Raw genomic sequence first — 14,468 nt, 5'->3', positions numbered from 1 at the left:
GCGGCTCGCCGACGACTGATCGGGGTCCCTTCCGACTACTCCGACCGCTGCTGCGGGATCCCCCCCAGCAGAGCGCGGACCTCGGCCTCGCGGTAGCGCCGATGTCCTCCCAGCGTCCGGATTGACGTCAACTTCCCGGCCTTCGCCCAACGGGTGACGGTCTTGGGGTCGACGCGGAACATCGTCGCCACCTCTGCCGGCGTCAGCAGGGGCTCGGCCTCTGGCGTACGAGCTGACATTTGTGCGGCCTCTCCTCCGTGGACCGATGACAGCGATCCAGCGTTTGAACCTCGCGCGTGCCACTGATGTCTCTTATGGTCTGGATGGACCACTTTGACATCACAAGACGTAACCATGCCACCACTGAGCGCAACAGGCAAGTCCCTGATAGCAACTCTGTGATTTTTGGTGGTCGAGTCACGCTGCGTGATTCTAGCGACACGTATAGTCGCATCGCGCGGTGATTCGGCTAATTTTGCTCAGTTGGCGGATTCAAGAGCTCGTACAACCCGCCACCGGGCGGTCACGCGCTTGTGCATCGCGACCGCGAGCTCGGTCTGCCCGGTCTCCAGCCCCATCAGGGCCGCAGCGATCTCCGCCACCGACTCGTCGGCCCGCAACGCAGCGTCGTCGAGCAGGTGCACCAACCCGCCGTAATCGAGTTCCACCAGAGAGTGGGGATGAAACTCCTCGAGCCAGCGGCCCACCGACTCGACGTCGCCGAGGTCGAACCCCTCGCCCACCTGGCGCCGCAGGACGCTCCGGGCGCGCGCGACACGCCGGCGCGCCTGGGCCATCGGCGTGACGTAGATCAGCGTGCGGGTCGGCGTGGCGGTCGTCGGGCCGCCGGAGCCGGCCTCCGCCTGCCCGCCGAGCACGAGCCACCGCTCCTTGGCCACGAACGGCAGGAACCAGACCAGGGGGACCTGCCAGGTGCTCGACAGGATGTGCGGGGTCAGCGACCCCGACTCGCGCTTCCAGCTCTCGAACGCCGCCTCCGCCTGCTCGGCCACACGGGGCGGCACGAACGCGTCCGTCAGCCGCTCGGGCATCTCCGCCCGGAATCGGTCGAACGCCAGCCACGACCGCAGGCGCGTCTCCCACGGACAGACATATGTCACGCCCTCGACACGCCGGACGTACGCGTCGCCGCTCTCGCGCGTCGGCGCGACGATGGGCGGAACCGCGATCATCCGCCACAGCGCGCGAGTATGCTCGACGCCCAGCGCCCCGACCCGCCGCGGTCGATCCTCCGACTCGGCGTACGCCGACCACCGGGCGCGCTCCGGCTCGGGATAGGCGGCCAGTGGTTCGTACACCCGGAGGTAGGCGGCGTAAGGCAACACGATCGCATCGTGACACGACACGGCGCAGAACGCTCGTCGCCAGGGCCGCCGAGATGCTCCTGAGACCTCTCAGGCGTTCTTAGGAGCCCGCGCGGAATGGACTGCCGGGCTCGCCGCTCCCTGATCCGGCGCCCATTCCGCGCGGGCTCCTAGGCGTTCCGTCGTGCCGTTGACCGCACTCCGACCCCGGTACGCCTACCCTGAACCTGTCGGACTCATGCCCCGGTGCCGGTCGCGGCCGTGCGATCCACGGTGTTCGCCGTCGGCGCCGGGTATTCCGCTCGTGCCTCACCCCGGCCACGGGCAGCGTGTGCTCAGAGAGGAGCCACCACAGTGACGAAGGTCTTCGGCACACCCCACGAACAGGTCGTCTTCTGTCACGACGAGACCAGCGGCCTCAAGGCGATCATCGCCATCTACTCGACGGCCCTGGGTCCCGCGCTCGGCGGCACCCGCTTCTACCCGTACGGCTCCGAGGACGAGGCCCTGGCCGACGTCCTGAACCTGTCCAAGGGCATGGCCTACAAGAACGCCCTGGCCGACCTGGACCTCGGAGGCGGCAAAGCGGTCATCATCGGCGATCCCTCCGCAGACAAGTCCGAAGCGCTGCTCCGGGCGTACGGGCGGTTCGTGCAGTCGCTGAACGGCCGCTACTTCACGGCCTGTGACGTGGGCACCTTCTCCGAGGACATGGACGTCATCGCACGCGAGTGCGACTACGTGACGGGCCGTACGGTCGCGCACGGCGGCGCCGGGGACTCCTCGATCCTCACCGCGTACGGGGTCTTCCAGGGCATGCGGGCGGCGGCCGAGCGCGTGTGGGGCTCGCCCACGCTGCGCGGCCGGCGCGTCGGCGTCGAGGGTGTCGGCAAGGTCGGCCACCGGCTCGTCGAGCACCTGCGGGAGGACGGCGCGGACGTGGTGATCACCGACGTGAGCGCGGCCGCCGTGGCCCGCGTCCGGGCGCGGCACCCGGAGGTCGACGTGGTCGACGGCCACGAGGGCCTCACGAGCTCCGACATCGACGTCTACTCCCCGTGCGCGCTCGGCGCGGCCCTCGACGACGAGACGGTCGCCACACTGCGCGCCAAGATCGTGTGCGGCGGGGCCAACAACCAGCTCGCCCACCCGGGCATCGAGAAGCAGCTCGACGACCGGGGCGTCCTGTACGCGCCCGACTACGTCGTGAACTCCGGCGGTGTGATCCAGGTCGCCGACGAGATCGAGGGCTTCGACTTCGACCGGGCGAAGCAGAAGGCGAGCGGGATCTTCGAGACGACCCGGCGGATCTTCGCGATCGCCGCCGACGAGGGCGTGCCGCCCGCGGTTGCGGCGGATCGGCTCGCCGAGCGACGGATGTCCGAAATCGGCCGTCTGCGGACCATCCTGCTCCCCCGTTGATCGCCGCACGCTGGGGATCTCCCTCTCCTGGAGGCCGCCGGAGCGTCTTCCGGAATGGTCGGCTAAGCTCTAGACCAGCCGTCGCCGTGTAGACGACGTACCGAGCTGGGCGCAAAACGGGTACGGTTGTATCCGTAGCCGGTGCGTGGGGTAACGTCGCGCCCGGTTGCGGATGCGTAAGCGAGCGTAAGTGGGGCCGATACGACGGGTCCCCGACCATCGAGGGGGTCGAGCCAATGGGGCGCGGCCGAGCCAAGGCCAAGCAGGTCAAGGTTGCTCGCCGGCTGAAATACAACAGCGGCGGGACAGACCTGGATCGCCTGCGGGGCGAGCTGGGCGTCAACCAGAACTCGCAGGATGACCATGACCCCTACGACGACGACTCGTCGTACGAAGACCTCGCAGCACGCTATGCGGACTACGCCGAGGACTACGACGAGAAGGACGGCACGGGTAAGAGCTGAGTGCCGTCTCAGCTTTTGCCGTCTCAACGTGCTGTCTTATTTGGGCCACCCGGTCGCCCGGCCGGCCGAGGCCTGAGGGGTATGCCGGGAAGTACGACCGAAAAGCGTCCCCGCCACCGCGGCGGGGGCGCTTTTCGTACATCCGCGCCGACTCGGGTGTAGTGGCGTAAGCGCGGGCCCTTCCTCGCGTACGCGCAACCCGCGACGGATCCGCGTCGCGGGCGTGTTCGCCTGGGCGGGCATCGTCGTGTACGCCGCGACCGGCCACCCTTCGGTACCGACGCCCAGATACGCGAGCGCGTCCTCGCGACCACGACCTTCGCGTCGTTCCCCTGGGCCCGCCGTTCTGAGGCGTTGGATGCCCACTGTGACCGATCCGGTACGCGGCCAAGATTGCCGGTCGCCGTTTGTAGGAGTCGTCACTGGCACGGTCCACAAGAATGTGCCGAAAGGCCGGAAAACTCACGCTTGGTAACTTCCCTCCGTTTTGAGCGTTTTTTCAGTAGTTTTCAAGCTGACAATGACCTTGACTTCCGGCCAAATGCGGACGTGATCTTTGGCGGCTCTTGGGTGACGATTAGCGTGTCCGAGACCCGCGATCCGGGTCCAGCACTCCCCGCCAGGAGAGACGTACATGCCCCAACCCCCCAGCCGGCGGCGGTCTCGCCGCCTGCCCCATCCGCCCGTGGCGCTGCCCACGGGCGGACGCGTGAGCGCCCTGATCGTGGCGCTCATGGTGGCCGTTCTGACGGCCGTCACGGTCCCGGCGGCATCCGCCTCCGGCATCCCGGCCAAGCGCCCCGTACCCAACACGAAGGCGACGAGCCCCACGTCGCCTGGACTGCATCCGACCAGCCGGGCGTGCGCCAAGCCCTCGCGGGCGGGTGAGATGGCGTGCCTGTCGTTCGTCCGCGACGACGTGGTCGGGCCGAAGGGCGTGCAGCCGAAGAGTACGCCGGCCGGACTGGCGCCCACGGATCTGATCAGCGCGTACGACCTGCCCGCGACCGGCGCGGGCCAGACCGTCGCGATCGTCGACGCGTTCGACAACCCGAACGCCGAGGCCGACCTTGCCGTCTACCGGCAGCAGTACGGGCTGCCGGCCTGCACGACGGCCAACGGCTGCTTCAAGAAGATCGACCAGCGCGGCGGCACGAGCTACCCCGCGCCGGACGCCGGATGGTCCGGGGAGATCGCGCTCGACATCGACATGGTCAGCGCCATCTGCCCGAGCTGCAAGGTCCTGCTGGTCGAGGCCGACGACAACTCCATGGAGAACCTCGGCACGGCGGTGAACCAGGCGGTCGCGCAGGGCGCCAAGTTCGTCTCCAACAGCTACGGCGGCGGTGAGGGCTCCGACGAGGGCCAGGCCGACGACGCCTACTTCAAGCACCCCGGTGTGGTCGTCACGGCCAGCAGCGGCGACGACGGGTACGGCACGAGCTATCCGGCGGCGTCGCCGTACGTGACCTCCGTCGGCGGCACGTCCCTCGTCAAGGACACCTCCTCGCGCGGCTGGACCGAGACGACGTGGAACGGGGCGGGCAGCGGCTGCTCCACCTACGAGGCCAAGCCGTCGTTCCAGCAGGACACCGGCTGCTCCAAGCGGTCGATCGCCGACGTGTCGGCGGTGGCCGACCCGAACACCGGCGTCGCGGTGTACAACGGCGGCTGGCACGTCTACGGCGGCACGAGCGTGTCCGCGCCGATCATCGCCTCGGTCTACGCACTGGCCGGCGCACCGGCGGCCGGCTCCTCGCCGAACGCCCTCCCGTACGCGCACCCGGGCGACCTCAACGACGTCACCAGCGGTTCCAACGGCAGCTGCAGCCCCGCCTACCTGTGCACGGCGGGCAGCGGGTACGACGGGCCGACCGGGCTCGGCACGCCGAAGGGCGTCGGGGCGTTCCGGTCCGGGCCGCACGGCATCGTCACCGGCACGGTGACCGACGGGACGACCCCGCTGGCCTCCGCCAAGGTCAAGGCGGGCGACGCCACGACCACGACGGACGGCCAGGGCAATTACACGCTGAGCGTGCCGCCCGGGACGTACGACGTGACCGCGAGCAAGTTCGGGTACTCCTCGAAGACCGTGAGCGGCGTCCAGGTCGACGACGGCCAGACGGTGACCGAGAACCTCGCGCTGGCCGCGAAGACGCGCGTCAACGTGACCGGTCTCGTACGGGACGGGTCGGGCCACGGCTGGCCCGTCTACGCGACCGTGCGCGTCAAGGACGAACCGACCGCGGTCGCCTACACCGACCCGAAGACGGGCCGGTACGCGCTCAGCCTGCCCGCCGACGACACCTACACGCTCCAGGTCGACCCGCTGTATCCGGGATACACGGCGGACAGCCAGGACGTGAAGGTCGGGTCCGCCGACGCGACGCACGACGTCACCACGGTGGTGGACCAGACGACGTGCAGCGCGCCCGGGTACGGCTACCACTACGCGGGCACGACCCAGGGCTTCGACGGGACGGCCGCCCCGACGGGGTGGACGGTCGACGACAAGGTCGGCAAGGGCCAGACCTGGGTGTTCAACGACCCGGGCGGTCGCGGCAACAAGACCGGCGGCACCGGTGGGTTCGCGATCGTCGACAGCGACAAGTACGGGTCGGGCAACAGTCAGGACACCTCGCTGATCAGCCCGGTCACCGACTTCAGCGGCGACGCGCATCCGATCGTGTCGTTCCGCAGCGACTACTACGGCTACTCCGGCCAGGTCGGCGACGTGGACCTGAGCGTCGACGGCGGGCAGACGTGGACGACGGTCTCGCACCACACGACGAGCGCGCGCGGGCCCCGTACGGAGACCGTCGACCTGTCGGCGGCGGCCGGCAAGAGCACGGCCCAGGTGCGGTTCCACTTCACCGGGAAGTTCGGCTACTGGTGGCAGCTCGACGACGTCTTCCTGGGCGAGCGCACGTGCGACCCGGCCTCCGGCGGCCTCGTCGTCGGTCAGGTCCTCGACCAGAACACCGGGGCCGGCGTGAACGGCGCCAAGGTGACGTCGGCCGACCGGCCGGCGGAGAACGCGACCTCGGCCGCGACACCGGACGACCCGAACCTCGGCGACGGCTTCTACTGGCTGTTCTCCTCGGTCACCGGTGGCCACAAGTTCACGGCGTCGGCGAGCGGCTACTCCGCCAAGGACGTCACCGTGAACGTGGCGGCCGGCTGGGCGTCGGCGGGTGACTTCTCGCTGGCCGCACCCCGGCTCGCGGTCACGCCGACCGAGCTGAAGAAGACGGTCGCGTGGCAGGGCCAGGGCAGCGCGACCCTGACTCTGAAGAACACCGGCTCGGCCCCGGTGACCGCCAAGATCGGTGAGCAGCCGGGTGACTACCACCCGGCGGCGCAGGGCGCGCCCCTGCAGAACGTGAAGGGAGACTACGCGCAGGGCCGCTTCCGGCCCGACAAGGCGGCGAAGGCACGGACGAAGGCCGCGGCCAAGGCGGCCGCGTCGCCGTACGCGCCGCCGTGGACGAGCATCGCCGACTACCCGTCGACGATCATGGACAACGCCGTCGTGAACGTCGGCGGCAAGGTCTACTCGATCGCCGGCGTCGACTCCGCGTCCGTCCTCAACAAGGCGTACGTCTACGACCCGGCCGGGCAGGCGTGGTCGCCGATCGCCGGTCTGGGCACCGCGCGGGAGGCCCCGGAGGCGGCGACGGTCGGCGGCAAGCTGTACGTCTTCGGCGGCTGGGGCTCCACCGGCGCGGCGGTCGCCAAGACCGAGATCTACGACCCGGCGACCGGCGCCTGGTCGGCCGGCGCCGACAACCCCAAGCCGTACGCCGGTGCGGGCGTCGGTGTCGTCGGCGGCAAGGTCTACGTCGTGGGCGGCTGCCTGGACAGCTGCGGCGCGGACAACGTGCAGGTCTACGACCCGGCGGCGAACTCCTGGAGCTCGGCGGCGGCCTACCCGGAGAAGACCGCCTGGCTCGCCTGCGGCGGGCTCGGCGGCAAGCTGTACTGCGCGGGCGGCTCGTCGTCCAGCGTCAGCAGCAAGCACGGGTACGTCCTCGACCCGTCGAGCGGGACCTGGTCGTCCATCGCCGACCTGCCGATCGACCTGTGGGCGATGGGCTACGCGGCGGCCGGCGGGCAGCTCCTGGTGTCCGGCGGCGTGACCAACGGCACCAGCACCCTCACCAACCAGGGCTTCGCCTACCGCCCGGACTCCGACTCGTGGACGGCCCTGCCCAACTCGAACAACACCCTCTACCGCGGCGGCGCCGCCTGCGGCCTGTACAAGATCGGAGGTTCCAGCGGCGGGTTCAACGCCGTGAAGAACAGCGAGACCCTGCCGGGCTACGACCAGTGCACCGCGGCCGGAGCCGACGTCCCGTGGCTGTCGGAGGACACGACCGAGGTGACGATCCAGCCGGGCAAGAGCGCCAAGGTCACGGTGAAGTTCGACGCGAGTGTCGCGGCGATCACCCAGCCGGGGACGTTCACCGCGCAGCTGACGGTGGACGCCAAGACGCCGTACGGCGTGGCGCCCGTGCCGGTCACGCTCGCGGTGAACCCGCCGTCGACCTGGGGCAAGATCACCGGGACGGTGACGGGCGCCGGGTGCACCGGCGCGGCGGCGCCGCTGGCCGGGGCGACCGTGCAGATCGACAGCTGGACGGCGAGCTACACGCTCAAGACCGACAAGAACGGTCAGTACGTGCTGTGGCTCGACGTCCGCAACAACCCGCTCACACTGATCGCGGCCAAGGACGGCTGGGCGCCGCAGACGAGGCCCATAAGGATCGTGAAGCTCGCGTCGACTACGGCCGACTTCGCGCTCAAGCCGGACCACACCTGTAGTTGACGAGTCGTGCGGGCCGCGGGGATCCTCCCGCGGCCCGCACGCGGAGTGCGACCGGCCCGGACCCTCACCTTCGGGGTCCGGGCCGATCCCGCGCCTTCGGGGTCCAGGCCGGGCCGTGCATTCGAGGTCCGGGCCAGGCCGTGCATTCGGGGTCGGGACGGGCCCTGTCCAGGCGGTTACGAGTCACTGACTGCGTGTAACTTCCCGGTTAAATCACCCCTCCCGAGCAGTGGGCATTATCACGGTTCATCCGGAAACCTCCCTAAAATCCGCTGGCCAGCGCCGGATTCACCACGAAATGCGGCCTCCCCATCACGCAGCGTTCCGGGTTAGTCTGACCTTCGTCGAATTCGGTCAGAACTCGAGTCGGGGGACGCTGTGCTCAGGGTGCGCGGAGGCTGGATCGCAGCACTGCTGCTGATCGCCCTCGCGTTCCTCGGCGGCCCCGACCTCCTCCATGAGCACCCACCGTCCGCGAAGGCCACGGCCACGTCGGCCGTCGAGCGCGACAACCGCGCGGGCGAGGACCTCGACAGCCCCGTTTCGGTGAGCGAGCACCTCGCGCTCGGCCGCCGCCGGATGCCGGGGCTGCCGCCCTCTCAGGACAACACCCGTCCCGCGGCGGTGACCGGGCACGCCGGCGCCGACCGCCTCGGAGCCGGACCGTCCGGCTCGATCGCCGACGGCCATCTCACGCATGGGTCGAGCGGCTGCTCACCCGAGTCACTGCAGGTGTTCCGCTGCTGATCGGCGCCTAGGGCCGTCGCCCTTCGCCCGAATTTTCCCTTTCATTCGCAGACGGCGTGAATCGCTCGCGCCGCCTGGTCGACGCCTGCCCGCGAAGGCCCAGCGCCGTGCCTCGCGTGCCGCGTGATCCTCGTCAGTCCCCGTCGGTTTCCCCCGTCGGTTCCGACGACCCACCGAAAGGCTGTGCCATGCAGTCGCTGATCGACAATGCTCGCCTGTTCCCGAAGCGAGCCGCCGACCGGCGTACGGACCTCGGTCGCCTCGCCGAGGGCCAACACCCCGAGGCGCTGTTCATCACCTGCTCCGACTCGCGCGTGGTGCCGACGCTGATCACCGGCGCCGGCCCCGGCGAGCTCTTCGAACTCCGCACCGCCGGGAACATCGTTCCCGTCCACGACGCCGAGCGGGTGACCGCCGAGGCCGCCACCATCGAGTACGCCGTCGAGGTCCTCCAGGTGGCCAACATCATCGTCTGCGGGCACTCCCACTGCGGGGCCGTGGGCGCGCTCCTGAGCGCCGGCGACCTGACCGCCATCCCCTCCGTCCAGCGCTGGCTCGCCGACACCGAGCCGCACGACCCGGTCCGGGACGCGATGACCGACGCCGACGGCGCGGCCATCACGTCCGCCGTGCAGCGGCACGTCCTGACCCAGCTGGACCGGCTCCGCTCCCACCCGAGCGTCACCGCCCGGGTGGACGAGGGGCGGCTCGCACTGCACGCCTGGTTCTACGCCATCGACACCGGCGTGGTCAGCGCCCACCGCCCGCAGACCGGCACGTTCCCGCCGCTCTGATCCCCCCGACCCTGAAACGAGGTGCCCATGGGACTGCCCTTCTCCCGACCTGGTGACCTGCGACAGGACTTTCTCTCGTCGATCGTCGTCTTCCTCGTCGCACTGCCGCTGTGCATCGGCGTCGCCGTCGCGTCCGGTGTCCCGGCCGAGCTCGGCCTGATCACCGGCATCGTCGGCGGCCTGGTCGCCGGCACTCTGCCCGGCAGCAGCCTCCAGGTCAGCGGCCCCGCCGCCGGCCTCACCGTGCTCGTGTACGAGGCCGTGCAGGAGTACGGCCTGCGGACCCTCGGGGCGATCGTCATCGCCGCCGGCCTGATCCAGCTCGGGATGGGGGTGCTGCGGCTCGGCCGCTGGTTCCGCGCGATCTCCATCTCGGTCGTGCACGGCATGCTCGCCGGCATCGGCCTCGTCCTGGTCACCGGGCAGATGTTCAACCTGTTCGACGGCAAGTCCCCCGGCGCCGCGATGGCCAATGTCGCGGGGCTGCCCAACCTGCTCACGGACTCGGCGAACGAACCGGCCGCCCTCGCCGCCGGCGGGATCGGGGTCGGCACGATCGTCGTCCTCGCCGGCTGGAAGCACGTGCCGAAGCGCCTGCGGGTCGTCCCGGGCGCGCTCGTGGCGGTCGCGCTGGCGACGCTGGTCACGATCGCGTTCGACCTGCCGGTCAAGCGCATCGAGGTCAAGGGCCTCCTCGGCTCGATCCAGCCGCCGGGCCTGTCCGAGCTCGGCGGGCTGGCGTCGGTCGGCGCGATCGGCACCGTGGTGGCCTTCGCGCTGATCGCCTCGGCGGAGAGCCTGTTCAGCGCGGCGGCCGTCGACCGCATGCACAACGGCCCCCGGACCAACTATGACCGGGAGCTCATCGCGCAGGGTGCCGGGAACACCATCTGCGGCCTCCTCGGCGCGCTGCCGATGACCGCCGTGATCGTGCGGAGCGCCGCGAACGTGCAGGCCGGCGCCCGTACGAAGGCGTCACGGATCCTGCACGGGGTCTGGCTGCTGGCCTTCACCGCCGCCTTCCCGGTGGCGCTCGGGTACATCCCGGTGACCGCCCTGGCCGCCATCCTCGTGCACGCGGGCTGGAAGCTGCTGTCGCTGCGGGAGGTCGGCCGGCTCTGGCGGACCGAGCGCGGTGAGGCGGTCGTCCTGACCGGGACCGCGCTGGCGATCGTCGTCACCAACCTGTTCGAGGGCGTCCTCATCGGGCTGCTGCTGGCCGTCGTGAAGACCGCCTGGGACGTCTCCGAGATCCACATCGACGTGGACGAGGAGGCGGACCCGATCGTCATCCGGCTCAGCGGGAACGCAACGTTCCTCCGCCTGCCGAAGGTGCTCGACACGCTGGAGACGATCCCGCACGGACGGGCGGTCGAACTCGACCTGTCCGGCCTGCGCCACCTCGACCACGCCTGCCGTACGGCACTGCAGGCCTGGGCGGCGCAGCACGACGGCCGGGACGAGAAGTCCTCCGTGCGCATGAAGGAGCCGGCCCTGACCGGCTGACCCCCCATCGACTCGGTCAGGGGCTCGGCGGCGCGGCCGCGCCCCTGACCGGTCTCCGGAGCGGACGCTGGGGAGCCCCGTCTCGGCGGGGCGCGGACGAATCCGCTCAGCTCTTGGCGAGCGCTTCGCGCCGGATCCACCGGAACAAGGTGGGGTTGTCGACGGTGGTGATGACGCTGACGGTGGCGCGGAGGTGGCGGTCGTCGTCCAGCAGGGCCAGCATGCTCGCGGCCAGGTCCACGCGGGCGGTGAACCTGCCGTCGGCGTGGCCCTCGACAAGGGTGTAGTCGGTGGCCGCGGGCAGGTGGTAGAGCCCGCTCGGGCGCACGATCGTCCAGTCCAGATCGCTGGCCCTGACCAGCGTTTCCATCCGCCGCATGTCGTCGTACAACGTCTTGCCCAGCACCCGCGTCACGTAGGGCAGGAGTACCCGGTTGAACAGGAACCCGCCATCGGAGTACGGGTGCGGGTCGACCCCGCTCGAGCTGACCACGGCGAGCCGACGCACCTGATGCCGTTGCATCGCGGCGACGATATTGGCCACTCCGCGCGAGTAGGTGCTGATCGGTTCCTTGCCGGCGGGCACCCCGAGCGTCGACAGCACCGCATCCCGCTCCGCCACGGCGGCGTCGACGGCCACCGGATCGAGCACGTCGGCACCGACCACCTCGAGCCGATCATGGTGTAGCGGAAACGAGTCCGGCTGCCGGGTGACCGCGGCGACCCGATGTCCGGCGGCGAGTGCCTGGCCGGTGAGCAGGCGGCCGGTGGGACCGTTGGCTCCGAAGACCGTGATACGCATCAGGCGGTCCGGGAGGCTGTGCGGAGCGGACCGAGTGCCTGCGCCCACGCCAGCAGCTCGTCGACCAGCCCGTGTACCTGCGCCGTGTGCAGCTCCCGTGGCCGGAAGTCGACGAGATTCACGAAGTCCTCGCGCAGCGTCAGCGCCACCTGCGGCCCGATGTCGGCCATCCGCAGCACGCCCGCCTGTGCGCGCAGCTTCTGCACCGCCATGACCGCGCCGTAGATGCCGTAACCGACGTAGGCGACCGGCTTGCCGCCCCACTCCTGGTGGAGGTAGTCGATCGCGTTGGTCAGGGAGGCGGGTGGGGCGGTGTTGTACTCGGGGGTGACGACGATGTAGGCGTCGTACGCGCCGATCCGCTCGGCCCATCGCCGGGTGTGCGGCTGCCGGCCCGGCGCTTTGGCCGCCGGGATGGCTTCGTCGAGCAGCGGCAGCGCGTAGTCCGCCAGGTCCACGAGCTCGAAGTCGGCGGCGTCGCCCGCGTGCTCGGCTGCCAGGTCCCGTACCCATTGGGCCACCCGGTCGCCGTTGCGGCCGGGGCGGGTGCTGCCGATGATGATGCCGATCCTGATCATGTCCGAACCTCTCGTTCTGGTTCTCGTGTGCATGGCGTGCCACGGTCGGCACGCCTGCCGGCGCCGTGGCGGCGAGTTGGTCATTGCTCTCGGCGGGTTCCCCTTGCCCGCCCGCTGCGCCCGGGACCACAGGGGCGGAGCGCAGTCGGCTCTTCCGGTCAGTCGGAGTCGCGGCGAGCCTGCTGTGTTTCGCGCAGGACCGCCCAGGCGTCCGCCACGGGGCCCACATGCGCGAGCTTGTCGGGGTTGCTCACCGTGTGGATCGTCTGGATCTGCCCGTCGAGGATGTCGAGCGTCCAGGTGTTGATGACCTTGCCGTCCCGGTCGCGGAAGATCGCGCCCGGCTGGCCGTTCACCTGGTGCGGTTCCACGACGCCGCCGATCCGGACGAACGGCGGGACAAGGGCGGCGAGCACCCGGGACACATGGTCCGCGCCGAAGAAGCCTCCGGCCCACTGCGGGGCCTTGCCGCCGCTGTCCGCGACCAGCCGCACGTCGGCGGCGAGCAGTTCCCGCAGTCCGTCGACGTCCCCTTCCGCGAAGTCGTCGAAGAACCGTCCGGCGAGTTCCGCACGTTCCCTGCGGTCGGCCTCGAACCGGGTGCGGCCGTCGTCCATGTGGCGGCGCGCCCGCACCACCAGCTGGCGGCACGCCGCCTCCGACCGGCCCACCGCCGAGGCGATCTCCGGGAAGCCGAACCCGAAGACCTCCCGCAGCACGAACACCGCGCGTTCGAGCGGGGTGAGTCGTTCGAGCAGCAGCAGGGCCGCGATCGACAGTGAGTCGGCCAGCTCGGCCGAGCGCTCGGGGTCCTGGTAGGGGTCGGTGAGCAGCGGCTCGGGGAACCACGGCCCGACGTACTCTTCGCGCCGGACGCGTGCCGAGCGCAGCACGTTGATCGAGATGCGGGTGACCACGGCGGACAGGAACGCCTTGGCCGAGGTGGGGGGCGTCGGGGATGCCTCGTAGCGCAGCCAGGTCTCCTGGACCGCGTCCTCGGCCTCGGTCACGCTGCCGAGGATCCGGTAGGCGATCGAGAACAGCAGCGGCCGCAGCTCCTGGAACTCCTCGGTCCTGCTCATGCCGCCTCCTCCTCGAAGCCCTGCCGCCACGACGGACAGCGCAGCTGCCGGCCGAACACCCGCATGACCATCACCTTCCCGACGTGAGCGCCTTCTTCGCTACCCGAGACAAGACAGCCCCGCCGCCTGTGACATGGGAACGGAAGAAACCGGGGAGAAGATCGTCGGAGCGTCACACACGACGGTGCCAGGGCGTTGTCGCCCAGCGTGCCGCCCGCCCTGAGCGGTGCGAGGGCTCAGTTGCCGGGCGCCTCGAGTGCGCGGCGGATCCCCGCTTCGCGCGGGCCCAGGAAGTACGGCCGCGGATGCAGGGCCGCTTCGTAGGTCGCCTTGAGCGCGGCCGGGACCTCCCGCATGTACAGGGACACGGTGACGCCCGTCGCGTACCGCGTGCTGTCGTCACCGACGCCCCATGCCTGGACGCCCGCCGCGCGGCACAGGGTGAGGGCGCGTGGCAGGTGGAAGTTCTGGGTGATGACGATGGCCTGGTCGACGCCGAAGATCCGCTTGGCGCGGACGCAGGAGTCCCACGTGCTGAACCCCGCGTAGTCGAGGACGATCCGCGCCGGCGGTACGCCCTCGGCGGTCAGGACGTCGCGCATGACCGACGGCTCGTCGTAGGACTTGCGGCTGTTGTCCCCGGTGACGAGCAGGACCCGGACCTTGCCCCTCCGGTACAGCTCCGCGCCCAGTTTCAGGCGCTCCAGCAGCATCGGTGTCGGCTTGCCAGCGAGGACCCCCGCGCCGAGGACCATTCCCACGGTCACCTTCGGGGCCCGCGCCGGATCGGTCCAGTAGCGGCCCGACTCCGCGTACATCCAGCCGGCGGGAAGGTACAGCGCGTACCCGCCGAGCGCGCCCAGTACGGTCAGCGGCGCACGGCAGCGCCACACGGTAGTCCAGAACCGCCCCATACCCGT

Annotated in this window: 12 protein-coding genes; 6 read left to right on the top strand and 6 right to left on the bottom strand. The window is 70.5% G+C overall.

Features of this window, described 5'->3' with window-relative positions:
- Positions 1–35: 35 nt before the first annotated feature.
- Both bldC and ABEA24_RS28140 read right to left on the bottom strand, forming a co-directional pair.
- Positions 36–239: a developmental transcriptional regulator BldC gene (gene bldC, locus ABEA24_RS28145; protein WP_141956617.1), complete on the bottom strand. Its 204-nt coding sequence runs from the start codon at positions 237–239 to the stop codon at positions 36–38.
- Between the two features lie 240 nt (positions 240–479).
- Entirely contained in the window at positions 480–1,346 is an 867-nt protein-coding gene (locus ABEA24_RS28140) for a DUF8083 family protein (protein WP_345434154.1), read from the bottom strand.
- Between the two features lie 333 nt (positions 1,347–1,679).
- On the opposite strand from ABEA24_RS28140, the gene ABEA24_RS28135 reads away from it, so the two are divergent.
- The 6 genes from ABEA24_RS28135 (at position 1,680) to ABEA24_RS28110 (ending at position 11,086) form a co-directional block, all read left to right on the top strand.
- On the top strand, positions 1,680–2,747 hold the full coding sequence (locus ABEA24_RS28135) for a Glu/Leu/Phe/Val dehydrogenase dimerization domain-containing protein (RefSeq protein WP_345434153.1): 1,068 nt from the start codon (positions 1,680–1,682) through the stop codon (positions 2,745–2,747).
- 236 nt (positions 2,748–2,983) lie between these two features.
- The gene (locus ABEA24_RS28130; protein WP_345434152.1) at positions 2,984–3,211 is read left to right on the top strand and encodes a DUF3073 domain-containing protein; all 228 of its coding nucleotides are present in this window, start codon (positions 2,984–2,986) and stop codon (positions 3,209–3,211) included.
- A gap of 634 nt (positions 3,212–3,845) precedes the next feature.
- Positions 3,846–8,039: a carboxypeptidase regulatory-like domain-containing protein gene (locus tag ABEA24_RS28125; RefSeq protein ID WP_345434151.1), complete on the top strand. Its 4,194-nt coding sequence runs from the start codon at positions 3,846–3,848 to the stop codon at positions 8,037–8,039.
- 378 nt (positions 8,040–8,417) lie between these two features.
- On the top strand, positions 8,418–8,786 hold the full coding sequence (locus tag ABEA24_RS28120; protein WP_345434150.1) for a hypothetical protein: 369 nt from the start codon (positions 8,418–8,420) through the stop codon (positions 8,784–8,786).
- Between the two features lie 188 nt (positions 8,787–8,974).
- Positions 8,975–9,580 (top strand): carbonic anhydrase, encoded by a 606-nt coding sequence (locus tag ABEA24_RS28115; protein WP_345434149.1) that lies wholly within the window; start codon positions 8,975–8,977, stop codon positions 9,578–9,580.
- Positions 9,581–9,607: 27 nt separating this feature from the next.
- Positions 9,608–11,086: a SulP family inorganic anion transporter gene (locus ABEA24_RS28110; protein WP_345434148.1), complete on the top strand. Its 1,479-nt coding sequence runs from the start codon at positions 9,608–9,610 to the stop codon at positions 11,084–11,086.
- A 106-nt stretch (positions 11,087–11,192) separates the two neighbouring features.
- Here the strand turns inward: ABEA24_RS28110 and ABEA24_RS28105 are convergent, their stop codons facing one another.
- The 4 genes from ABEA24_RS28105 to ABEA24_RS28090 form a co-directional block, all read right to left on the bottom strand.
- Positions 11,193–11,888: an NAD(P)-dependent oxidoreductase gene (locus ABEA24_RS28105; protein ID WP_345434147.1), complete on the bottom strand. Its 696-nt coding sequence runs from the start codon at positions 11,886–11,888 to the stop codon at positions 11,193–11,195.
- Positions 11,888–12,466 (bottom strand): NADPH-dependent FMN reductase, encoded by a 579-nt coding sequence (locus ABEA24_RS28100; RefSeq protein WP_345434146.1) that lies wholly within the window; start codon positions 12,464–12,466, stop codon positions 11,888–11,890. Before ABEA24_RS28100 ends, ABEA24_RS28105 begins: the two co-directional genes overlap by 1 nt.
- 158 nt (positions 12,467–12,624) lie before the next feature.
- Positions 12,625–13,548 (bottom strand): RNA polymerase sigma-70 factor, encoded by a 924-nt coding sequence (locus ABEA24_RS28095; RefSeq protein ID WP_345434145.1) that lies wholly within the window; start codon positions 13,546–13,548, stop codon positions 12,625–12,627.
- 236 nt (positions 13,549–13,784) lie between these two features.
- Entirely contained in the window at positions 13,785–14,441 is a 657-nt protein-coding gene (locus ABEA24_RS28090) for a SanA/YdcF family protein (RefSeq protein ID WP_345434144.1), read from the bottom strand.
- Positions 14,442–14,468 lie beyond the last annotated feature (27 nt).

Source organism: Actinoallomurus vinaceus (genome assembly GCF_039542055.1).
Taxonomy (GTDB): domain Bacteria; phylum Actinomycetota; class Actinomycetes; order Streptosporangiales; family Streptosporangiaceae; genus Actinoallomurus; species Actinoallomurus vinaceus.
Note: the sequence above shows the minus strand (reverse complement) of the source record. Positions and strands in the feature narration are given on the sequence as shown.